We start from the raw sequence: 22,524 nt of genomic DNA on the forward strand, positions 1-22,524 counted from the left end.
CCCCACGACTGCGGGGATATGCCGGAACGACGGTCGCGTGTTTCGGAATACTGCTCTGAACTGGGATAAATCGACCGGGTTTCGCGTTTGAATGTCGGTGGCTGCGGGTTGGATGAGGGTATGTCATCCCGCACCCGCGAACTCCTCGATCAGGTCGTCTCCGACCTCGATCGTGCGCTCGGCGACGACGCGCTCGCCGGAGTGACCGATGAGGAGCGCATCGCGATCATCGCCGCGGCGGGTGCGGTCCTGCGGCGCGCGGAGGCGGTCGTCGTCGAGGCGCTCGCCACCGGAGACGCCGTCGACCTGCCGCACCTCGCCGGGTGCCGCTCGCAGAACGAGCTGCTGCAGCGCGCTCTCGCCGTCGATTCGTCGGCCGCGACACGGTTCGGCCGGGTCGTCGACCTCGTGCGACGCGACGTCAATCTGCTGTCGGGAGAGCGGATGCCGGCGCGATGGCCTGCGCTCCGAGATGCCTTGCTCTCCGGCCGCGTCGGGATCGCGGGGATGCTGGCGGCGACTGCGCCGGTGGAGAAGGCGTGGGAGCGGCTCACCGTCGACGAGCGAGCGGGTGCCGACGAATGCCTGGCGGAGGCGGCCCGTGCGGGTGCGAGCGGCGCCGATACCGAGACCGGCGTTGAAGCCGATGAGGACACTGACGAGCTCGGTGGCGCCGACGGCCCGGCCGGCGCGTCGGGACCGGTGCCGACTCCCGATGATCTGGCGTACCTCGCGCATACGCTCGTGGCCGTCCTCGACCCGGACGGCGCCGAGCCCGACGATCGCAACGCGCAGCACCGCCGCGGCATCACGCTGGGGCGACTTCGCGACGGCCTGCGACCGATCCGCGGATGGCTCTCGCCCGAGGTCGCCGCGCAGCTCGAGGCCGTGATGGATGCGGTCAACAATCCGGCGGGGGAGGGGTCAGCGTCGCGAGTGGCGTTCCTCCCGTCCGAGCGATCGGATGGCGCCGAGACCGACGATCCAGACTTGTCCGGCTCTGATCCACTCGACTCCGAACCGTTCGCCTCCGACCCCTACAACTCCGACCCGTTCAACTCCGATCCGTTCAACTCCGATCCGCGTGCGGTGATCGACCCGCGGACGGCGACGCAGAAGCGTCACGATGCGTTCGCTGCCGCGCTCGGCATCGCCGCACGTCACCGGGACATGCCCACCCTGGGCGGTGCGGCGCCGACACTCGTCGTCACCGTCGACGCGCGGGATCTCGAAGCGGGCACGGGATGGGCGAGCCTTCCCGGTGCCCACGGCGATCCGCATGGTCAGGTGCCGGTCAGGGTCGCCGCGCAGGCGGGGTGCTCCGGAGCGATCCAGCGCGTCACGATGCGCGAGGGGCGGATCGTCGGCATCGACAGCACCGACAGGGTGTTCACCGTGCATCAGCGACGCGCGATCGTCGCTCGCGACAAGGAATGCCTCATTCCGGGATGCCATGTTCCGGCAGCCTGGTGCGAGATCCACCACGTCACCGAGCATGCCCGCGGCGGACCGACGACCACCGACAACGGAGTGCCGCTGTGCTGGTGGCATCACAGATCCCTCGACGGCTCCGGGTGGGAGATCCGCATGAGCGGCGGTGTTCCCGAAGTGCGGGGACCGGTGTGGTGGGACCGCGAGCAACGGTGGCGAACGCCTCGGCTCAGCATGCCGCCGCGATTCGCTCGAGCAGGTTAGTTCGCATTCGCTCGCGCGTCTGCATCTGTCCCGAAGTCCAGCGATGTCTCGTCGTCGACCGACAGCGAGAGCACGACCGTCTCGACCACCGGGTGCGACTCGATCTGCCGCTCGATCTCGCGCAGGCGTCGGGCGACGTCGTGCTCCTGCGCGTCGCCGGCAAGATCCACCTCTGCGACGATGAACAGGCGATTCGGCCCGACGTACTCGATGTGCAGATACGTGAGCCGTTGGATCTGGGGCGATGTCAGCAGCGCACGACCCACTCGCTCGCGCAGAGCCGGCGAGGCATTCGACCCGATGAGGAAAGCGATGTTCCGGCGGATGAGGATCAACGCCACGACGCCCAGCAGCACGCCGACGAGGATCGATCCGATCGCATCCCACGCAGCGACGCCCGTGATCTGATGCATCGCGATCGCCCCGCCGGCGATGGCGAGTCCGATCAGGGCCGCCGCGTCCTCGAAGAACACTGCCCGCAGGGTGGTGTCGCTCGTCTCGAGCACGTAGTCCCACGTCGACGAGCCCCGCTCGCGCGCGAGCTTGCGCGAACGCACGAGCGCCTGCGTGAACGACGCGCCCTCCAGCACGAACGCGATGCCGAGGATCGTGTACGCGATGCCGGGACTCTCCACCGGTCCTGTCTCGGCCAGCTCTTGCACGCCGTGCATGATCGACACGATCGAACCGGCGGTGAAGATGCCGAACGCGGCGACCAGTGACCACACGAACGCGGCGCGACCGTAGCCGAGCGGATGCCGTTCGTCCTTGGCCTTCGCGCCGTGCCGGTCGGCGATGAGCAGGAAGATCTCGTTCCCGGCATCCGCCCACGAGTGCGCGGCCTCGGCGACCATCGACGCCGACGACGTCAGCACGGCCGCCACCGTCTTGGCGATCGCCACGAGCACATTGGCGAGGAACGCGATGATGACCGTCACGCAGGCGAGGTTACTCCCGTCCGAGACTGGGGCTCAGTTCAGCGGGCGATCGTGGCCCGGACCGGCAGCAGCAGGAGGAAGCCGGCGATGAGCACGATCACGATCCCGACGATGCCGAATGCCGTCGCGCCGGTGAGAACGATCAACAGTGTCCACGCGCCCGATGACATCCAGCTCGCCGCGCGACCCGTCGTGGCGTACAGGCCGAAGATCTCGCCCTCACGGCCGGCGGGGGTGACGCGGGCGAGGAACGAGCGCGCCGCCGCCTGCGCGGGTCCGACGAACGCGCAGAGGATCAGACCGCCGATCCAGAAGACGACCGTCCCGGCATCCACGAGGAAGAACACCGCGAGGCCGGCCAGGATCATCGAGGCGAGGGAGACCAAGATGATGCGCTTCGGGCCGTACGTGTCGTCGAAACGCCCGGCGATGATCGTCGAGACGCCCGCGATGAGGTTCGCCGCGATACCGAAGATCACGAGCTCGAGGAACCCGAACCCGAACACCTGTCCCGCGATGATCGCCCCGAACGCGAAGACGCCGCCCAGTCCGTCGCGGAAGACCGCGCTCGACAGCAGGAACCAGAAGGTGTTGCGTGTCTCGGGGTTGCGGTACAGGCCGATGACGTCCTTCACCAGCAGCCCGTACGACGCGAAGAAGCCGACCTTCCGCTCCGGGCGGCCGAGCGATGGCTCGGGCACGTTGAGGAAGATCGGGATCGAGAACACGATGGCCCAGATCGCGCACCCCACCGCGATGATGCGGAACGGGAGCCCGCCGTCCTCCGGCAGACCGAACCAGTCGAGCATGTAGAACACGACCACCAGCACGAGCGCGAGGATGCCGCCGATGTAGCCGAAGCCCCAGCCGAGGCCCGAGATGCGTCCGACCGTCTTCGGGTTCGCGATGCCGATGAGCATGGCGTTCGAGTTCACGGCTGCGATCTCGCCGAACACCGACCCCGCCGAGATGAGCGCCACCCCGAGCCAGAACAGCGTCGGCGTCGGCTCGACGAACCACAGGCCGAACATGCAGGCGATGAGCGCTCCCGTGCCGATGCCGAGCCACAGCTTCTGCCTGCCGGCTGCGTCAGCACGCTGACCCAGAACGGGGGCGATGAGCAGGATCGCGATGCCCGCGATCGTCGAACCGAGCCCGAGACCCGAGGCGAGGTCGGCTTCGGCCGCCAACCTCACCGGATCCTTGGCGTCGAGCGCTGCGACGTCTGCGGGCAGGAACGCCTCGGTCGTCAGATACAGCGCCGTGAAGATGAACGTGAGGATGACCGTGTTGAACGGCTGCGTCGCCCAATCCCACAGCGCCCACGAGAACACCTGCTTCTTCGGTGCGGGGGTGTCGCCGCGCAGATCGAGGCCGATGACGCCGACCGCGCCGCTGTTCGCCGTCGCGGCGGGGTCGGGTACCGCGCTGCTCTGCGGGGATTCGCTCATCCTCGCAGTCTGGTGGCGCGCGGTGAACGGATGGTGACGGCGCGCCGGGTGCTCCCCGCCGCTGCGCCCGAACCACCCCCTCACGTACGACCCACCCCTTTCGTGCGCGTCGGCACGGGGGTGGATCGGGCGCAGGGGGGTGGGTCGGCGGACGGGGTGGGCTCAGGCCGCGGGGCACAGGGGTGGGCTCAGGCCGCGGGGCACAGGGGGGGTGGGTCGGCGACCGGGGGCGGGACTCAGATCGCGGGCGCGTGCAGGGTGCGGGCGTAGTCCTCCTTCAGCACCGCGAGATGCAGCCACGCCTCGATGCGCGTGACGCCGGGAAGCGACCGCAGGCGCTCCAGGCTCGCATACAGCGCCCCCGCCGACGGCTCGACCAGGGTCGCGACCGCGTCGAAGCGGCCCAGAGTGCGTGCCGCGAAGTCGATGCCCCGCCCCGTGCGCAGCTCCTCGATCACCGCATCGTCGTCGTGGTTGAGGTTCAGGCCCACCCCCATCGACAGCTGCCGGTGCGCGAGGCCGCGCGCCTCGACCGCGCTGATCTTGATCACACCGCCGTCGATGAGCCGCTGCACCCGGGTCGCCACCGCCGACGGCGACAGCCGCACCGCCTCGCCGAGTGCGCGGAAGCTCATCCGCCCGTCCGACTGCAGGTGCTCGATGAGGTGCTCGTCGATCGTGTCGAGTGTCACGTCGCCGTGGTACTCCGACACGAAGAACCCCTTCACGACCGTCGAGTAGATGATGGTGTTGATGTCGAGCACACCATCGATCGCGCGGATCTGCGCGAGCAGGTCGTGCAGCTCCTCCATCGATCCCAGACGGACTTCCGTGACCAGGTCATGCGCGCCGCCGACGGCCGACACCAGCACCGTCTCGCCCATGTCGCGCAGATGCTCTGCGACGACCTCCACCGAGCCGTCGGTGCGGATCGACACGTGCGCGAGCACGTGCTGTCCGAGGAACACCGGGTCGACGGCGGCGACCACCCGCACGGTGCGGTCGTCGAGCATCGCCCGCAGCCGTGCCGCCACGGCCGCCCGCGACTGTCCGAGATGCATCGACATCGAACGGATGCTGGCGCGGCCGTCCTCCTGGAGAGCGCGGATGAGTTCGGCGTCGAAATCCATGAGTCCGCCCACATTCCTCAGTTTCCCGCGAACGCGCAAGTGCGCGTGCACATCTGCAGTGTAAGCGGACCCTCGGCGGGCGGGAAGGCGAGAGGTGTGTCAAGCAGCGATCATAAGTCCAGTGAACTCTCCGTCACGCTGGAGTTCTGGTCTTGTCGCGGACCGGTCTCGTCCGTAGCATCCTTCGCTATCCGAACACCTTCCGCAAAGGAGCGGTCCCCCATGGCCTCCACCCACAGCAAAGCGCGGCGCGCAGGCATCGCCGCCTTCGTCGGCACCACCATCGAGTGGTACGACTTCTACGTCTACGCGACCGCCGCAGCGCTCGTCTTCGGCCCGCTGTTCTTCCCGAGCGGCGACCGTCTCGCCGAGACCGCTGCGGCGTTCGCGACGTTCGCCGTCGCGTTCCTCGTCCGGCCCCTCGGCGGCATCATCTTCGGGCACATCGGCGACAAGCTCGGCCGCCGCGTCTCGCTCGTGATCACACTGCTGCTCATGGGTGTCGCCACGGTGCTCGTCGGCTGTCTCCCCACGTACGAGAACATCGGCGTCCTCGCCCCGATCCTCCTCATCCTGCTCCGCGCGGTCCAGGGTCTGGCGGTCGGCGGCGAGTGGGGCGGTGCCGTGCTCATGAGCGTCGAGCACGCCCCCGAGAAGTCCAAGACCTTCTACGGCGGGTTCACACAGCTCGGGAACCCGGCCGGTGCGCTGCTCGCCTCGGGCATCTTCGCGATCATGTCGCGCGGCGGCGAGGACTTCATCATCGACGGCGGCTGGCGCATCCCGTTCCTCCTCTCGATCGTGCTCGTCGGCGTCGGCCTCTGGGTCCGCTACCGCGTCGAGGAGTCGCCGGTCTTCGAGAAGAAGATCGAGGGCCGCAAGCAGTCCATGCCTCTCGCCTTCGCGCTGCGCGCCAACTGGAAGCCGATCCTCCTCGGCATCGGCATCCTCCCGATCTCGACCGGCGGCTACTACCTGGCCACCACCTTCGCGACCGCGTACGCCACCGGCGAGCCGATCGCGATCAGCGAGCAGGTCATCCTCGACGCCATGACGATCGCCTCGTTCGTCGAGTTCCTCGTCACCCTTCCGGTCGCCTGGCTGGGCGACAAGTGGGGTCGCAAGAACGTCATGTACATCGGCCTCGTGACGTCGGTGCTCACGTTCGTGCCGTTCCTGCTGATCATGCCCGGCCGGGTCGAACCGCTCATCTTCCTGTTCGCGTCGCTCGTGCGCATCGCGATGAGCGCGACCTACGCGCCGATCGCCGCGATCCTCGCGCAGATGTTCCGTCCGCAGGCGCGCTACACGTCGATCGCCCTGTCGTACGGCGTCGGCGCGGCGGTGTGGGCCGGCTTCTCGCCGTGGTTCGCGACGCAGCTGATCGCCTGGACGGGCAGCGTCTGGTCGGTCATCGCGATGTTCATCGGCATGGCGATCATCGCCGGCATCTGCACGCGTCTCGCGCCGCAGCACTCCGACGAGGCGCCGGTCACGGCATCCTTCACCGCCCGCACCGACACGACGGCGAACCGGCTCCCCTGACCCGCCCCGCTCCCGCCCTAACCGACCGCATCGACAGCGAACAGGCCCATGAGAAAGCTCACCCCCTTCGACCGCTCCGCCCAGACGACGCCGCGACTGATCACGGCCCGCGCGATCCACACGGTGGATGCCGACGCCACCACCGCGACGGCCCTGCTCACCGACCGCGGTCGGATCGTCGCGATCGGCTCCCTCGCGGAGTGCGAGCAGGCGGCGGAGCGGGCGGGACTGCGCCCCGAGCGGGTCGACCTGGGCGATGCGGTCGTGGTGCCCGGCTTCGTCGACGCGCACGCGCATCCGCTGATGTTCGGTCAGATGATGACGTGGGTGGACTGCGGACCCGAGAAGGCCGGCAGCATCCCCGAGATCGTGGCCCTGCTGGCGGCGGCGGCGGCCGAGGCCCCGGCAGGACGACCGGTGCGCGGGTACGGCTACGAGCAGCGCAACCTGGCCGAGAAGCGGCACCCCACCCGGTTCGAGCTCGACGAGGTCGCCCGCGACCGCGAGGTGTACCTCATGAACGCCTCGGGTCACGGCGGGGTGGTGAACTCGTACACGCTCGAGGCAGGCGGCGTCGACCGCGACACCCCGAACCCCGACGGCGGCGAGTTCTTCCGCGATGCGGACGGCGAGCTGACCGGCGAGCTGTCGGATGCCGCGTGCAACATCCTCACGGGCGTGCACGGCGTGAAGATCGGCCACCACGGACCGAACTTCCATCTCGCCGACGAACCGGAGGAGCACCTCAGGCAGCTGGATGCCGCGACCCAGCGCTTCCTCGCGGGTGGCGTCACGTCGATCGGCGACTGCCAGGTCACACGCCGCGAGTTCGACATGTACCTGCGGCTCGCCGAGGCGGGGCGCCTCGAGCTGCGGGTGTCGATGTACCTGCTGTCGCACCTGCTCGACGAGGCGCTCGAGATGGGCCTGGTCGGACAGTTCGGCAACGCGCACCTGAGCTTCGCCGGCATCAAGTTCTACGCCGACGGCACGCTGGGCGGCTGGACCGCGTACTTCCCCGACGGCTACGTGGGCGATCCGTGCCGCACCGGCCAGCTGTACCACGAGCCCGCCGACTACGCGGCGCTCATCGCGAAGGCTCATGCGGCAGGTCTGCAGACCGCCACGCACGCCCAGTCGCCCACGGCGATCGAGATGGTCGTGTCGGCGATCGAGGCGGCGCTCGCGGAGCACCCGGATGCCGACGCCCGCCACCGCATCGAGCACTGCGGCCTGCCGACGCCGGACCAGATCGAGCGGATGGCGGCCGCCGGCATCCGTCCCGTCAACCAGACGCAGCACTACTTCAACTGGGGCGAGGGCGTGGAGGAGGCCATCGGCACCCCCGGCGAGCGCTTCAACCCGCTCGGCGAATTCGAGCGCGCGGGCGTGCCGATGACGATCTCATCGGACGCGCCGGTCGCCGAGCCGATCCCCCTCGAGGCGATTCAGACAGCGGTCACGCGCGTCACGCGGCGAGGACACAGACTCGGACCGGACGACCTGCGCATCTCGGCGGCTGCGGCACTGCGCGCGCACACCTACGAGGGCGCCGTGTCGATCGGCCGTGAGGACGACCTGGGCTCGCTCGAGGTCAGCAAGTACGCCGACTTCGTCGTGCTGTCGGACGACCCGCTGGCCGTCGCGCCCGACGACATCGCGGCGATCGCCGTACGCGAGACCTGGGTCGACGGGGAACGGCGGCATCATGTCTGACGTGAACGCCGTCATCGATGACACCACGGACTACTCCGACACCGCCGCCCGGGCCGTGCTCGAGACCATACGCGGCTACGGGGTCGACGCCGTCTTCGGCATCCCCGGCACCCACAACCTCGAGCTCTACCGTCCGCTCGCCGACCTCGGCATCCGCGTGGTGACCAACCGGCACGAGCAGGGGTCGGGCTACGGCGCCGACGGCTGGGCGCAGCAGACCGGCCTGCCCGGCGTGGTCATCACGACCTCGGGGCCGGGACTGCAGAACGCGATGAGCGCGATCGGCACGGCCTTCTGCGAGTCGCGTCCGCTCCTCGTGCTCTCTCCCGGCGTGGCGCTCGGCGCGGAGTTCGCCGACGTCGGCACTCTGCACGAGACGAAGGACGCGACGGCGATGGTCGGCGCGATCGCCGAGTGGTCGCGCCGCGTCACGAGCGCGGCCGAGGCGGTGGATGCCGTGCACGACGCGTTCGCGCTGTTCCGCACCGGCCGGCCGCGCCCGGTGCACATCGAGATCCCGCTCGACGTCCTCGAGGCGCCGGCCGGAGTACCCGCCGAAGCGCGTCGTCCGCGGCCCCTCCCGCCGCGCATCGCGGGGGATCCCGCAGCGCTCGCGGAAGCCGCCCGCCTGCTGGCCGCCGCTCAGCGTCCGGTCATCGTCGCGGGCGGCGGATCGACGGATGCCGGGAGCGAGCTCACCGCGATCGCCGACCGCCTCGGAGCACCGGTGCTGACGACCCTGAACGGCAAGGGCGTCGTCGACGAACGGCATCCGCTCTCCCTCGGCTCGAATCTGCGTCTGGCCGCCGCCCGCGCGGTCGCGGAGGACGCCGACGCGCTGCTCGTCGTCGGATCGAAGTTGGGCGAGGCGGAGCTGTGGGCCCCGCGGCTCGAGGCGCGCGGCGCGGTCGTGCGCATCGACATCTCCTCGGCACAGCTCGACAAGAACCTCGCAGCGACCGTGGGTCTGGTCGGAGACGCCGCGGCCGTGACCGGAGAGCTGCTGCGCCTGCTCCCGACCGAGCAGCGGGTCGCGCGCGACGTGACCGTCGAACGCGCCGCGATCGAACGGGAGTCGCGGGAGACCGCGCCCGAGACCGTCGCGCTCGCCGAGCTCATCGCCGAGGCGCTTCCCGACGACGCGATCGTCGCCGGCGACTCCTCGCAGATCGTGTACATGGCGCTCGGCAGCGTGCTGCGCTCGCGGCGTCCGCACGCGCTGCTGTACACGCCCACGTATGCCACCCTCGGCTACGGACTCCCGGCCGCGATCGGCGCGCGCGTGGCGCAGACGGAGCACCCGGTCGTCACCGTGATCGGCGATGGTGCGCTCATGTTCTGCGTGAACGAGCTCGTGACCGCCGTCGAGCAGCGCCTCGACGTGACCGTCGTGTGCGTCGACAACGGCGGGTACGCCGAGATCCGCCAGAACGAGGTCGACCGCGGCATGGCGCCGGTCGGCGTCGATCTCGTGCAGCCGGACTGGGCCGCGCTCGCCACCGCTTTCGGCGCGCACGGGCGTCGCATCGAGCGTCGGGACGACGTCGTACCCGGCATCCGCGACGCGGTCGACGCCGGCGGGGTGCAACTCGTGCACCTCCCGCAGCGCCTCCTCGACTGATCACACGCACACTGCTTCCCCGAGACGAACAGGAACCACCATGACCGACAACATCGGCCCCATCGACGCCTCCGTGAACCCCCGCTACTCCGGCATCGCGACCTTCGCCCGGCTGCCCAGGATCGAAGACGTCGAGCGCGCCGACATCGCCGTCGTCGGCATCCCGTTCGACTCCGGCGTGAGCTACCGCCCGGGCACGCGCTTCGGTCCGTCGCACGTGCGGGAGTCGTCGCGTCTGCTGCGCCCCTACAACCCTGCGCAGGACGTGTCCCCGTTCGAGCTGGCTCAGGTGGTGGATGCCGGCGACATCCCGGTCAACCCGTTCGACCTCACCGAGGCGGTCACCGAGGTCGAGGCGGCAGCGCGTGCCCTCGGCGAGCGGGTGCAGCGCATCGTGACGATCGGTGGCGACCACACGGTGGCGCTGCCTCTCCTCCGGGCGATCGCGGCGAAGCACGGGCCGGTAGCGGTGCTGCACTTCGACGCGCACCTCGACACCTGGGACACCTACTTCGGCGCGCCCATCACGCACGGCACGCCGTTCCGCCGGGCGAGCGAGGAGGGGCTGATCGATCTCACCGCGAGCTGCCACGTCGGCACCCGCGGACCGCTGTACTCGAAGCAGGACCTCGAAGACGACGCCCGTCTCGGCTTCTCGATCGTGTCGAGCGAGTACATCGAGGAGCACGGCGTCGAAGCCGGCATCCAGCGCGTCCTGCAGCGCATCGGCGACCGCCCGCTGTACGTCTCGATCGACATCGACGTGCTCGACCCTGCGCACGCGCCCGGCACGGGAACCCCGGAGGCCGGCGGTCTGACGAGCCGCGAGCTGCTGCGCATCCTCCGCGCCCTGCGCGACCGCGACATCGTCGGCGCCGACGTCGTCGAGGTGTCGCCGGCCTACGATCACGCCCAGATGACGGGCATCGCGGCGAGCCACGTCGTGTACGAGCTCATGACCCTGCTCGCCGCGCGCCTGGCACGGGACTGACCCGGAACTCCGGGCCTGCATCCCGTTCCGGTCGCACCTTGTGCCGCCGGGCTGGGCCGTCAACTCGTTCCAGTCGCACTTCGCGCCGCCCATGAGCCTCCGCGACGGCACGAACTGCGACGCGAGCGAACGGGTCCGCCTCCGAGGCGGCACGAACTGCGACGGGAGCGAATGACCGCACCCGCGCTCACCCGAACGACGCCGCCACCAGCTCGGCGAACAGCTCCTCGGCGTCGCAATCGACGCGACGGCGTGCGAACCAGTCGCACACGTTGGTGCAGTCGCGGTGCAGAAGGTCGAGACCCTGCGGGTTCGCGATGACGTCGACGATCTGCGGCAGGTCGATGACTCGCACGCGGTCCTCGTGCACGAGCAGGTTGTACGCCGAGAGGTCGCCGTGCGCGAAGCCCGCGGCGGCGAACACGCGCATGAGGTCGACGACCTGCGAGAAGTACTCGGTGAGCTCAGCGCGGCTCGAGCGCACCTGGGAGAGGCGCGGGGCGGCAGCGCCGTCGGCATCCCCCAGGAACTCCATGAGCACCTCCGTCCCGCTCACCTGCACGGGGTACGGGACAGGGGCTCCGAGCTGGTGCATCCGGCTCAGCGCCGCGAATTCGGCGAACGACCACTGGGCTGCGGCGACCTCGCGACCGTGGGTGGACTTCTTCGCCAACGCCCGGGTGTCGCGGGTGTTTCGCGTCGCACGGCCCTCGGTGTAGATCGCCGACCGGTGGAAGCCGCTGCGGTCGCTGTCGCGGTACCGCTTGGCCGCGAGCAGCGTGCGCCGACGCGGATCGCCAGGCACTGCTCGTTCGATGAGGAAGACGTCGGCCTCCTTGCCGGTCTTGAGAATGCCGAGTTCTGTGTCGAGAGCACCGGCGCTGGTCACGACCCATCCGGGTCTCGGCTCAGGGCCTCGCTCGGAAGGGGTGACGGACGGCCAGGTCGTCCATCTCTGGTTGACGCCGGGCTCGACGTCGGCGAACACGGGGACGGCCTCGAAGGGAGAGGCGTCGAAGACGAAGGATGCTTCGGAGGAAGCGGAGTGATCAGACACGGTGTGGCTCCGGGGAGAGGGGAGACCACGCGCGGATCAGGAGCGGGCGGCCTCGGGAAGGATGTCGGCGAGGGGCGCGACGAAGACGGTGTTCATGTCAGCGGCTCCTCTCGTGCAGCCTTCCGGGCGGGTCCCGGTGCGTCGTCGAGCCTAGAGCGCGAGACGGATGCTGTCCAGACCCGCTGTCCGGGCCCAGCTGTCCGGACCCGCTGTCCGGACGAACGGTCGGATGCCGTGGACGCCCCGTCGGGCGCGCCCGACGCAACCCGGCGATGCTGGAGGAATGACCACGACCGCGCCCGTTCCCGTGACGACCTCGCGAGCCGACGGCATCCGCTACGGCGGACTCGTCGTCCTGATGCTGATGGGCTTCCTGCTCGTCACGGCGGAGTTCCTGCCCAACGGGGTGCTCACCGAGATGGCCGACGCGCTCGGCGTCACGCCCGGCCAAGCGGGGCAGACCGTGACGGTCACCGCGCTCGTCGGCCTCGTGGTCGCACCCACGGTCGGGCTGATCTTCCCCCGCCTCGACCGGCGGTCGTTGCTCGTATGGATGGCGCTCGCAGCCGCGGTGTCGAATCTGGTGGTCGCTGTCGCGCCGAACCTCGTCATCGTGCTGCTTGCACGGTTCCTGCTCGGGGCCGCGCTCAGCGCCTTCTGGGCCATGTCGATCACGGTGGCGGTTCGTCTCGCCGGCCCCGAGCACCTCGGTCGCGGGGTCATGTTCACCTCGGCAGGCGTCTCGCTCGCGACCGTGGCCGGTGTGCCGCTCGGGGTGATGCTCAGCGAGTTCGTGAACTGGCAGGCCGTGTTCGCGATCGCCGGCGTGCTCATGGTGCTGCTGGCCGCGGCGCTGCGGTTCGTGCTGCCACAGGTCCCGGCCGAGCAGGCGTCCAGCATCCGACTCCTCGTCGACACCCTGCGCCGCCCGGGCGTGGGGCTCGGCATGGTCGGCCACGTGTTCGTCGTGCTGGGGCACTTCCTCGCCTACACGTACGTGCGCCTCGCGCTCGAGCGGATCCCCGACGTCGACGCCTCGACGATCGTCGTGCTGCTCGCGCTGTTCGGCCTCGGCGGCCTCGCGGGCAACCTGTCGATCGGGTTCGTGATCGACCGGCGGTTCGCGTTCTTCGCCGTGTTCGCGCCCGCCGTGATCGCCGTCTCCGTACTGGCGATGATCCTGCTCTCGGGCACCGTCATCGGGGTCGGGATCGTCGTGCTCGTGTGGGGCTTCTTCTTCTCGTCGTGGCTGCTCGTCGCGAACACCTGGGTCGGGCACCGCATGCCCGACCGGCTGGAGGCCGGCGGCAGCCTCGTCGTCGTCGGGTTCCAGGGGGCCATCACGCTCGCGGCAGGTATCGGCGGCCTGCTCGTCGACACCCTGACCGTCGAGGCTGTCTACGTGATCGGCGCCGTCGTGCTCGTGCTGGGCGCGGTGCTGTTCGGGGCGTCGAACCGGGTCAGCTCGCGCGCGGCGCTCGGGGCGCTCGGCTGACACGCGGGTCGGCTGCGGCGCCAGGGGGAAACGCAGACCGAAGGGACGGGCGACGGCGGGTCGCCGCCCCGACACGCGGTGGCTCGCGCGGACGCTCTCCGTTTTCCGGAGAACTCCGGGTCGGCTCAGGCAGGGACGGCCGCGTGCTGCGACGCGCGCCAGGCCGACGGGGTCATGCCCGTGCGGCGACGAAACGCCCGGCTGAATCCCTCGTCCGACGCATAGCCCAGCTCGCGTGAGGTCTCCGACACGGACCGGCCGGCGGACAGCAGCCGCTTCGCCGCCTCGACCCTCACCTCTGTGACGTAGTCGGCGGGGGAGCGGCCGATCGCGTGACGGAAGCGCTCGGCGAACGCCGACCGCGACATCGCGCCCACGTTCGCGAGGCTCTCGACGGTCCACTCCCGACCGGGCTGCTCGTGGATCGCCGCGACGACGCGGTCGAGGAACGGATCGGGGGATGCCGACGGCCAGCCCTCCGGTGCGCAGCCGTTCGCGGCCCACGCGCGGATCACCGAGAGCAGCACGGTCTGCGCCATCATGCGGCAGATCAGCTGATCGCCCTGACGCGCCGGGGAGCCGGGAGGATCCGTCGGACCCATGCTGCCGGCGAGAGCCGCGGCCGCCGGCTCGAGCGCGTCGAACGCGGTGACCGTGACGGGGTCGGGCAGTCCCGCGACGAGCCTCTGCGCGACGTCGGAGAACTCCAGATCGAAGACGACCAGGTCGGCCCGCCCGTCGGCTTCGAGCTCGAACGCGGTGCGCCCCAGCGTGAGGAACGCGTCGCCGACGGTGAGGGCCGAGTCCGCCGGGCGTTCATCGATCTCGATGAGGGTCGAGACGCGGTCGACATCCAGGCGGCAGCCCGTGTTCAGCGGCGGGTGTCCCTGCACCGTGCCCTCAGCGATGTAGACGAGGGACGCGGCGCCCGACGGAAGCGGGAGACGAGCACCGGCGCGCAACACAGCGCGGCGGGCGACGCCGACCGTGAGGTCGACGCCGTCGAGCACCCGGGTGAGGGCGGAGGGAACGGTCGTCACCATTCCCTCGGAAACGTCTGCGTCGTGACCGGTATTCCGATTCGAGCGCCGACGCGCCCCCGGTTACGCTGGCAGGACACCCACCCGAGGAGTCCCGTGTTCCGCTCACCCGGCCGTCTGTTCCGAGTTCTGGCGATCGCGGAGGCGATCACCTGGACCATCCTCATCGCGGCGATCATCGCGCGCGCGATCGGCGCTGCGGGCATCGTCGTGACGGTCGGCGGCGGCATCCACGGGTTCGTGTTCCTCGCCTACGGGGCGACCGCCGTGCTGGTCGCCCTGAACCAGCGCTGGCACCTCGGGGTCGCGGTCGTCGCGATCGCCAGCGCCGTGGTCCCTTACGCGACGGTCCCGGCGGAGATCTGGCTGCACCGCACCGAGCGACTGACGGGGGAGTGGCGCCTCGTCGCGACCGACGACCCGCGCGACGCGCGCTGGTACGACCGCCTGATGCGATGGTTCCTGCAGCGCCCCTGGGTGCTGGCGATCCTGCTCGTCGTCGCGATCGTGGCGCTGTACGTGATCCTGCTGCTGATCGGGCCGCCCGGCGGCAAGTGATCCCCGGCGCGTCGCTCGAGCGCTGCAGCCTCGCTTCCGCGGTTTTCCGCTGCACCCGGTCGCCCACGCAGAATACTGGAGTTGTCACCGAAGGCCCCTATAGAGTCTGCCGCGAGAAGCCCGATCGCACGGGCTGAGTCGTGTGAGCGGGTGCGCCCGCCACGCACACCAAAGGGGGGGATCATGTATCGATCCACGCGTGCGGCCGCTGGCCGCGGAAGCAACGGCAGGCGGCGTCGGGCACGGCGGGCTTCGGCGGGCTGCCTCGCCGTGGTCGTCCTGCTGACGGCCTCCGGGGCCCTCGGCGCCGCTCCCGTGGAGGCCGCGGCCGGCCAGCCGGGCATTCCGGTCGATCCCGTCGTCGTCTACTCCGAGGACTTCGAGAACGAGAGCGCCGATCCTCAGATGATCACCTCGTACGCGCACGCCTCGGTACCAGGGAGCTACACCGCCGATGCGTTCTGGCGCCGCGCCTCCGCGTGCAACGGGATCGTGCTGTCGGGGGCGCAGACCGCTACCTCTTACACGGATCCCAGCGGGAGCGGCACGTGCGGCGGATCGGGGTTCGACGCCCTCCGTTACCTCCCGCCGGCCATCGGCAGGCAGAACGGAGAGGGTGAGGGCAATCACGCGCTGTCGGCGTTCACCGCCGCCGCCGGCCCCGCCAACCTCATCGAGCTGGAGACGCCCGACATCCCGGTGGTGACCGGGCGGTGGTACACGGCCAGTCTGCGATTCGCCGCAGGGAGCTGCGCGGTGAGCAGCCCGGTGTACAGCTTCTTCCTGGTCGACCCCGCGACCGGCGTGCAGACGTCCATCGGCGCACCCGTCACGGCGTGCACCGCTCCCGGCAGCATCGTGGTGGACGGCGTCCGCCATGGCACGATCCAGTCGCCCGGGGCGTTGATCTGGACGGGGAGCGACGAGCTGCGTCTGCGGGTGCGGAACGGCAACGGGTCGTCGGCGGGGAACGACGGCGCGATCGACGACATCGCTCTCGTCGACGCCACGCCGCAGCTCGACAAGGAGCACATCCCTGCCACCGGACTCCGACCGGGAGATCCGTTCACCACCCGCTTCACGATCACCAACACCTCGGAGCTGGCCGAGAAGACCGGCATCCGCCTGACCGACGACATGCCCACCGGGCTCGCGGTGGGGCCCACCGGCGTCACGACCAACACGTGCGGCGGCACGGTCGCTGCGGCAGCGGGGTCGGATCGGATCGAGGTGAGCGAGGGCGTGCTCGCTCAAGGGCAGGCGAGCTGCGTGATCGAGGTGCCCACCGTCGCGACGCGGACCGGTGTCGTCGTCGACGGCCCCGACAACATCGAGTCGCCGCTGCTCCCGCCGTTGGCGGCGTCGGGCGCGTTCTCCGATCCGAGAGCAGACGACGACGAGGCATCGAGCGCGCAGGGCGTCGCCGTGACCGTGCCGGTGCTCGACGGCGACACCGCGGTCGACCCCGCGTTCCCGCTCGACCGCACGTCTGTGGTGTTCGCCGCTGCCGGTCAGCCGGCCGGCTCGGCGACGTCGGACGGCGGGCGCACGCTGTCAGTGCCCGGTCAGGGCGTGTACACGGCCGACCCCGCGACGGGAGCCGTCACGTTCACCCCCGATCCCGTCTTCTCGGGCGCGGCGACGTCGGTCGTCTACCAGGTCACCGACTCCAACGGCGTCGTGGCGGCCGCCGCGGTGCGCGTCTTCGTCGCCCAGGCGCCGACCGTCGTCGCCGACGAGGTGACGGCCGCGGCGGACCAGCCGGCGCGAGTGGATGTGACGGACAACGACCGCGCAGGCTTCGACCGCAACGGCGAGCCGGCGACGATCGATCCGACGACCGTGCTCTTTCCCGCGGCGTCGCAGCCGCCGGGAGCGCGGATCTCGGACGACGGCCGCGCCCTCACGGTCCCCGGGCAGGGCGCCTACGCGGCGGACCGGATCACGGGCGCGGTGACGTTCACCCCCGAGGCGGGCTTCTCGGCGGTGCGCACCGCCCCCGTGACGTATCAGGTCGCTCAGAGCGACGGCGCGACCGGGACCGCGACGATCGTCGTGACGGTGATCCGGGCGACCGGCGGCGGCCCGGGGGTCCCTCAGAGCGGTTCGTCGCCCGTCCCGCCGGCGTCCCTCCTCTCCGAGACCGGCGGTACCCCGGCGTGGTCCGCGGCAGTCGGCGGTCTGGTCCTCCTCGCGATCGGCGGTGTGCTGATGCAGGGCGGCGCTCGCCGCAGCGCGGCGGCAGAAAGTTGAGCCAATTCATATCAAGTTCCTTTTGACAGCGCGGAGCACCTCCCGTACAGTTGAGTCATCGCGACTCAGGTTTTCCTGATCGCCCCGGACTTTCCGAATCAGACTCAGCAACACAAAGGAGAAGAACATGGCACGTGCTGTAGGAATCGACCTCGGTACGACGAACTCCGTCGTCAGCGTCCTCGAGGGTGGCGAGCCGAAGGTCATCGCCAACGCCGAGGGCTTCCGCACCACCCCGTCGGTCGTCGCTTTCACCAAGGACGGCGAGGTGCTCGTCGGCGAGACCGCGAAACGCCAGGCCGTCACCAACGTCGACCGCACGATCGCATCGGTCAAGCGCCACATCGGCACCGACTGGTCGTTCGACGTCGACGGCAAGAAGTGGACGCCGCAGGAGATCTCCGCGCGCATCCTGCAGAAGCTCAAGCGCGACGCCGAGTCGTACCTGGGCGACACGGTGACGGATGCCGTCATCACCGTTCCCGCGTACTTCAACGACGCCGAGCGCCAGGCCACCAAGGAGGCCGGCGAGATCTCCGGCCTCAACGTCCTGCGCATCATCAACGAGCCGACCGCCGCAGCTCTGGCCTACGGCCTCGACAAGGGCAAGGAGGACGAGCTCATCCTCGTCTTCGACCTCGGTGGCGGAACCTTCGACGTCTCCCTCCTCGAGGTGGGCAAGGACGACGACTTCTCGACCATCCAGGTCCGCGCGACCGCCGGTGACAACCGCCTCGGCGGCGACGACTGGGACCAGCGTCTCGTCGACTACCTGATCAAGCAGTTCAAGGAGACCACGGGCGTCGACGTCTCGGGTGACAAGATCGCCCTGCAGCGTCTCAAGGAGGCCGCGGAGCAGGCGAAGAAGGAGCTCTCCTCCTCGACCTCGACCAGCATCAACCTGCCGTACCTGTCGCTGACGGAGTCCGGCCCGGTGTCGCTGAGCGAGACCATCACCCGCGCGAAGTTCGAGGACCTCACGAAGGACCTGCTCGACCGCACCAAGAAGCCGTTCGAGGACGTCATCCGCGAGGCCGGCATCAAGGTCGCCGACATCGACCACATCGTGCTGGTCGGCGGATCGACCCGTATGCCCGCCGTCGCCGAGCTCGTGAAGCGCGAGACCGGCAAGGAGGCCAACAAGGGCGTCAACCCCGACGAGGTCGTGGCCGTGGGCGCAGCCCTGCAGGCCGGGGTCCTCAAGGGCGAGCGCAAGGACGTGCTGCTGATCGACGTCACCCCCCTGAGCCTCGGCATCGAGACCAAGGGCGGCATGATGACCAAGCTCATCGAGCGCAACACGGCCATCCCGACCAAGCGCAGCGAGACCTTCACCACGGCCGACGACAACCAGCCGTCCGTCGCGATCCAGGTCTTCCAGGGCGAGCGCGACTTCACGCGTGACAACAAGCCGCTCGGCACGTTCGAGCTGACCGGCATCGCGCCGGCCCCCCGCGGCATCCCGCAGATCGAGGTCACGTTCGACATCGACGCCAACGGCATCGTGCACGTGTCCGCGAAGGACAAGGGCACCGGCACCGAGAAGTCGATCGTCATCTCCGGCGGCTCGTCGCTGTCGAAGGAGGACATCGAGCGCATGGTGCGCGAGGCCGAGGAGCACGCCGCCGAAGACAAGCAGCGCCGCGAGGCCGCCGAGGTCCGCAACCAGGCCGAGACGCTCGCGTACTCGATCGACAAGCTGCTGACCGAGAACGACGACAAGCTGCCGGAAGACGTGAAGACCGAGGTCAAGGCCGATGTCGACGCGCTCAAGACGGCGCTCGCGGGCGAGGACGACGAGGCCGTGAAGACGGCGTTCGACAAGCTCAACCAGTCGCAGTCGAAGATCGGCGAGGCGCTCTACGCCTCCTCGCAGGCGGATGCCGCGGCCGGCGCTCAGCCCGAGGGCGAGACCCCGACCGGTGACGGCTCCTCCGAGGAGGATGTCATCGACGCCGAGGTCGTCGACGACGAGGACGAGAAGAAGTAATCATGACGGACAAGAACTTCGACGACGACGAGGTTCGCAGCGAGGGGTCGGATGCTCAGGCATCCGGCCCCGAGCCGCAGAACCCCGACTCCCGTGAGGCGATGGCCGCCGAGGGCTCCGACGAGACGCCGGTCGACGGCGCCCCCGACGACCTGACGGTCGACGACATCCTGGGCGCGACGCAGACGGAGGACGCCGCGGCCGGCGACGCCGCGCTCGCGGACGCCGAGGACGCGCTGCTGCACGATCTCAAGCGCCTGCAGGCCGAGTACGCGAACTACCGCCGACGCACCGAGGAGCAGCGCCAGGTCGAGATCGAACGGGCGAAGGGCGAGGCCGCCAAGGGCCTCATCCCCGTGCTCGACGATCTCGCCCGCGCCGCCCAGCACGGCGATCTGGTCGAGGGCACGCCCTTCGCCGTGATCGCCGACAAGGTGCGCGCCGTGGTCGACCGCCTGGGAGTGGTCTCGTACGGCGAGAAGGGCGAGGAGTTCGACCCGCAGCGTCACGAGGCCATCTTCCAGCAGCCCACTCCCGGCGCGACGACCACCACGATCCTCGAGGTGGTGGAGGTCGGTTACCGCCTCGGCGACGTCGAGCTGCGGCCAGCGAAGGTCGTCGTCGCCGTACCTGCCGAGTAGGTGATGAATGGCTAGCCAGGACTGGTTCGACAAGGACTTCTACAAGACCCTCGGGGTCTCGAAAGACGTCAGCGACGCCGATCTCAAGAAGACGTACCGCAAGCTCGCACGCAAGTACCACCCCGACTCCAATCAGGGCGACGAGAAGGCGGAGGCGAAGTTCAAGGAGATCAGCGAGGCGTACTCGGTGCTCTCCGACTCCGAGCAGCGCAAGGAGTACGACGAGATCCGCGCCATGGGCTCGGGCGCCCGCTTCACGGCGGGCGGCCAGTCCGGCGGCGGCTTCGAAGACGTCTTCAGCCGGTTCGGCCAGCAGGGGCGCGGACAGTCCGCCGACTTCGAGGACATCTTCGCGATGTTCAACCAGGGGCAGGGCGGCTCGTTCGGCTCCGGCCGGTTCGGGCAGACCTCCGGCGGCTTCCGCGGCTTCGGCGGCCCCCAGCGGGGCGCCGATGTCACGGCGCGGACGACCCTCGACTTCGTCACGGCCGTGCAGGGCGAGACCATCACCCTGCAGGGCGAGGACGGCAAGCCGTTCAAGGTGAAGATCCCCGCCGGCGTCTCCGACGGGCAGAAGATCCGCTTGCGCGGTCGGGGGCGCCCGTCCCCGGACGGCGGTGAGAGCGGCGACATCGTGGTGCAGATCACAGTTCGACCCCATCCGGTCTTCACCCGTGACGGCCTGAACCTGCGCATCGTCGTTCCGGTGACCTTCACCGAGGCCGCGCTCGGTGCGACGATCGAGGTCCCGACGCTCGGTGCCGAGACGGTGAAGCTGCGGGTCGCTCCCGGCACCCCCTCCGGTCGCGTCCTGCGCGTCAAGGGCCGCGGCGTCACCACCGCCAAGGGCACCGGCGACCTGCTCGCCGAGCTCCAGATCGCGGTGCCGTCGCACCTCGACGAGGAGGCCAAGGATGCGCTGCAGAAGTTCCAGGCCCTCGAACCGAACGAGAATCCTCGCGCCGACCTCATGGCGAAGGCGCGGCGATGACCATGACGACGATCACGAACACCGGACGGAAGAAGGTGACACTCCATGGCTGACATGCAGATGGATGCCGACACCCCGGTGTTCGCGATCGCCGTCGCTGCCGAACTCGCCGGCATGCACCCGCAGACTCTGCGACAGTACGACCGGATCGGGCTCGTGGTGCCCGGTCGCACCTCCGGCGGCTCGCGCCGATACTCGACCCGCAACATCGAGCAGCTCCGCGAGGTCGCGCAGCTCTCGTCGGAGGGCATGAGCCTTCCGGCCATCGCACGTCTGCTCGACCTCGAGGACGAGAACCGGATGCTGCGGCGCCGTATCGCCGAACTCGACGCCGCCCTGCGCGCGGAGCGGGAGAACCGCCCGGGAGTTCGGGTGTTCGCCGCGGGATCGTCGGGTGTCGTGCCGATGCCGAACGGTCGGCGCATCCGCCGGTCCACGGATCTGGTGCTCTGGCGCCCGGGCAGCGGTCGCGGCTGACCGCACGTGCCCGATCCACCCCGACACGCCCGGGGTGCCACGCCCGATTTGCCAGACTCCCGCGATCCGCGTAACTTATTACTTGTTCGCCCCACAGGGACGCGGAGAGGCCGAGAGCCTTACCCCCCTCAAGCGGAGAACCACCTCCCTCAGATCAGCTCCCCGGAGCAGATCGCGGACATACTTCTGTCCGATGAGGGAGCTTCCCGAACAGGATGGCGGTCGATTTGACAGCCAGATCGGAACGGATAAGCTAGTGAAGTTGCCCGAGCGCGATCAGCGCGGGGCGCGGAACTGGGCCTGAATCACACGGCGTGTCGATTTGACAGCCGGGACGGCGCAGGTAAGATTGAGAAGTTGCCCTTCGGGCCTGACTGTGATGGTTGGGTCGGGGGAGCGTCCGATCCTTGAGAACTCAACAGCGTGCACTTGTCAAATGCCAAATAACCTCGACTCCACGTCATGTGGGGTGAGATTCCTTTGGATCAAAGACCACTCTTTCGGGAGTGGCAACGGATAGTCAGCAATGATTTATCTCTTTGGTCAGCATCAAACTCGCTGCGTTCATCGTTTTCCCGGTGTTCGTATGCATTTCTTTTTTACGGAGAGTTTGATCCTGGCTCAGGATGAACGCTGGCGGCGTGCTTAACACATGCAAGTCGAACGGTGAACACGGAGCTTGCTCTGTGGGATCAGTGGCGAACGGGTGAGTAACACGTGAGCAACCTGCCCCTGACTCTGGGATAAGCGCTGGAAACGGCGTCTAATACTGGATACGAGTAGCGGCCGCATGGTCAGTTACTGGAAGGATTTTTTGGTTGGGGATGGGCTCGCGGCCTATCAGCTTGTTGGTGAGGTAATGGCTCACCAAGGCGTCGACGGGTAGCCGGCCTGAGAGGGTGACCGGCCACACTGGGACTGAGACACGGCCCAGA

Annotated in this window: 17 protein-coding genes and 1 rRNA gene; 13 read left to right on the forward strand and 5 right to left on the reverse strand. The window is 69.5% G+C overall.

Features of this window, described 5'->3' with window-relative positions; all coding sequences use genetic code 11:
* Positions 1–120 precede the first annotated feature (120 nt).
* Positions 121–1,695 (forward strand): HNH endonuclease signature motif containing protein, encoded by a 1,575-nt coding sequence (locus tag M3195_RS04195; RefSeq protein WP_251585289.1) that lies wholly within the window; start codon positions 121–123, stop codon positions 1,693–1,695.
* On the opposite strand, the gene M3195_RS04200 is transcribed toward M3195_RS04195, so the two are convergent.
* The 3 genes from M3195_RS04200 to M3195_RS04210 all read right to left on the reverse strand — a co-directional run bounded on the left by M3195_RS04200 (position 1,692) and on the right by M3195_RS04210 (position 5,214).
* On the reverse strand, positions 1,692–2,633 hold the full coding sequence (locus M3195_RS04200; protein ID WP_251585290.1) for a cation diffusion facilitator family transporter: 942 nt from the start codon (positions 2,631–2,633) through the stop codon (positions 1,692–1,694). The two genes, M3195_RS04195 and M3195_RS04200, sit on opposite strands and share 4 nt — an antisense overlap.
* Positions 2,634–2,671: 38 nt before the next feature.
* Positions 2,672–4,084 carry an MFS transporter gene (locus M3195_RS04205; RefSeq protein ID WP_251585291.1) on the reverse strand — a complete coding sequence of 471 codons (1,413 nt, stop codon included), beginning with the start codon at positions 4,082–4,084 and terminating at the stop codon, positions 2,672–2,674.
* Positions 4,085–4,320: 236 nt separating this feature from the next.
* Complete coding sequence (locus M3195_RS04210; RefSeq protein ID WP_251585292.1) at positions 4,321–5,214, reverse strand: Lrp/AsnC family transcriptional regulator; 894 nt, start codon at positions 5,212–5,214, stop codon at positions 4,321–4,323.
* A 222-nt stretch (positions 5,215–5,436) separates the two neighbouring features.
* On the opposite strand from M3195_RS04210, the gene M3195_RS04215 reads away from it, so the two are divergent.
* The 4 genes from M3195_RS04215 to speB are packed head-to-tail and all read left to right on the forward strand — an operon-like array spanning position 5,437 to position 11,087.
* Positions 5,437–6,759, forward strand: a complete 1,323-nt coding sequence (locus M3195_RS04215) for an MFS transporter (RefSeq protein ID WP_251585293.1) — start codon at positions 5,437–5,439, stop codon at positions 6,757–6,759.
* Between the two features lie 48 nt (positions 6,760–6,807).
* Complete coding sequence (locus M3195_RS04220) at positions 6,808–8,475, forward strand: amidohydrolase (RefSeq protein WP_251585294.1); 1,668 nt, start codon at positions 6,808–6,810, stop codon at positions 8,473–8,475.
* Positions 8,468–10,096, forward strand: a complete 1,629-nt coding sequence (locus tag M3195_RS04225; RefSeq protein WP_251585295.1) for a thiamine pyrophosphate-binding protein — start codon at positions 8,468–8,470, stop codon at positions 10,094–10,096. The genes M3195_RS04220 and M3195_RS04225 overlap by 8 nt, the downstream gene beginning before the upstream one ends.
* A gap of 40 nt (positions 10,097–10,136) precedes the next feature.
* Entirely contained in the window at positions 10,137–11,087 is a 951-nt protein-coding gene (gene speB / locus M3195_RS04230) for an agmatinase (protein WP_251585296.1), read from the forward strand.
* A 187-nt stretch (positions 11,088–11,274) separates the two neighbouring features.
* On the opposite strand, the gene M3195_RS04235 is transcribed toward speB, so the two are convergent.
* Entirely contained in the window at positions 11,275–12,144 is an 870-nt protein-coding gene (locus tag M3195_RS04235) for a serine protein kinase RIO (protein WP_251585297.1), read from the reverse strand.
* A gap of 283 nt (positions 12,145–12,427) precedes the next feature.
* On the opposite strand from M3195_RS04235, the gene M3195_RS04240 reads away from it, so the two are divergent.
* Complete coding sequence (locus tag M3195_RS04240; protein WP_251585298.1) at positions 12,428–13,639, forward strand: MFS transporter; 1,212 nt, start codon at positions 12,428–12,430, stop codon at positions 13,637–13,639.
* 125 nt (positions 13,640–13,764) lie between these two features.
* On the opposite strand, the gene M3195_RS04245 is transcribed toward M3195_RS04240, so the two are convergent.
* On the reverse strand, positions 13,765–14,682 hold the full coding sequence (locus M3195_RS04245; protein WP_251585299.1) for a helix-turn-helix transcriptional regulator: 918 nt from the start codon (positions 14,680–14,682) through the stop codon (positions 13,765–13,767).
* A gap of 93 nt (positions 14,683–14,775) precedes the next feature.
* Here M3195_RS04245 and M3195_RS04250 point away from each other — a divergent pair, with 93 nt between their 5' ends.
* The 7 genes from M3195_RS04250 to M3195_RS04280 all read left to right on the forward strand — a co-directional run.
* On the forward strand, positions 14,776–15,237 hold the full coding sequence (locus M3195_RS04250) for a DUF3817 domain-containing protein (RefSeq protein WP_251585300.1): 462 nt from the start codon (positions 14,776–14,778) through the stop codon (positions 15,235–15,237).
* Between the two features lie 183 nt (positions 15,238–15,420).
* Complete coding sequence (locus tag M3195_RS04255) at positions 15,421–17,490, forward strand: DUF7933 domain-containing protein (protein ID WP_251585301.1); 2,070 nt, start codon at positions 15,421–15,423, stop codon at positions 17,488–17,490.
* A gap of 127 nt (positions 17,491–17,617) precedes the next feature.
* Entirely contained in the window at positions 17,618–19,480 is a 1,863-nt protein-coding gene (dnaK, locus tag M3195_RS04260) for a molecular chaperone DnaK (RefSeq protein WP_251585302.1), read from the forward strand.
* A gap of 2 nt (positions 19,481–19,482) precedes the next feature.
* A complete protein-coding gene (locus M3195_RS04265) occupies positions 19,483–20,121 on the forward strand; it encodes a nucleotide exchange factor GrpE (protein WP_251585303.1) in 639 nt (212 codons plus the stop codon).
* A gap of 7 nt (positions 20,122–20,128) precedes the next feature.
* On the forward strand, positions 20,129–21,112 hold the full coding sequence (locus M3195_RS04270) for a DnaJ C-terminal domain-containing protein (RefSeq protein WP_251585304.1): 984 nt from the start codon (positions 20,129–20,131) through the stop codon (positions 21,110–21,112).
* Between the two features lie 45 nt (positions 21,113–21,157).
* Positions 21,158–21,589 (forward strand): heat shock protein transcriptional repressor HspR, encoded by a 432-nt coding sequence (locus M3195_RS04275; RefSeq protein WP_251585305.1) that lies wholly within the window; start codon positions 21,158–21,160, stop codon positions 21,587–21,589.
* A gap of 598 nt (positions 21,590–22,187) precedes the next feature.
* Positions 22,188–22,524 (forward strand): 16S ribosomal RNA (locus M3195_RS04280); the annotation flags it as partial.

Source organism: Microbacterium hydrocarbonoxydans (genome assembly GCF_023715885.1).
In the GTDB taxonomy this organism is placed as follows: Bacteria; Actinomycetota; Actinomycetes; order Actinomycetales; family Microbacteriaceae; genus Microbacterium; species Microbacterium hydrocarbonoxydans_C.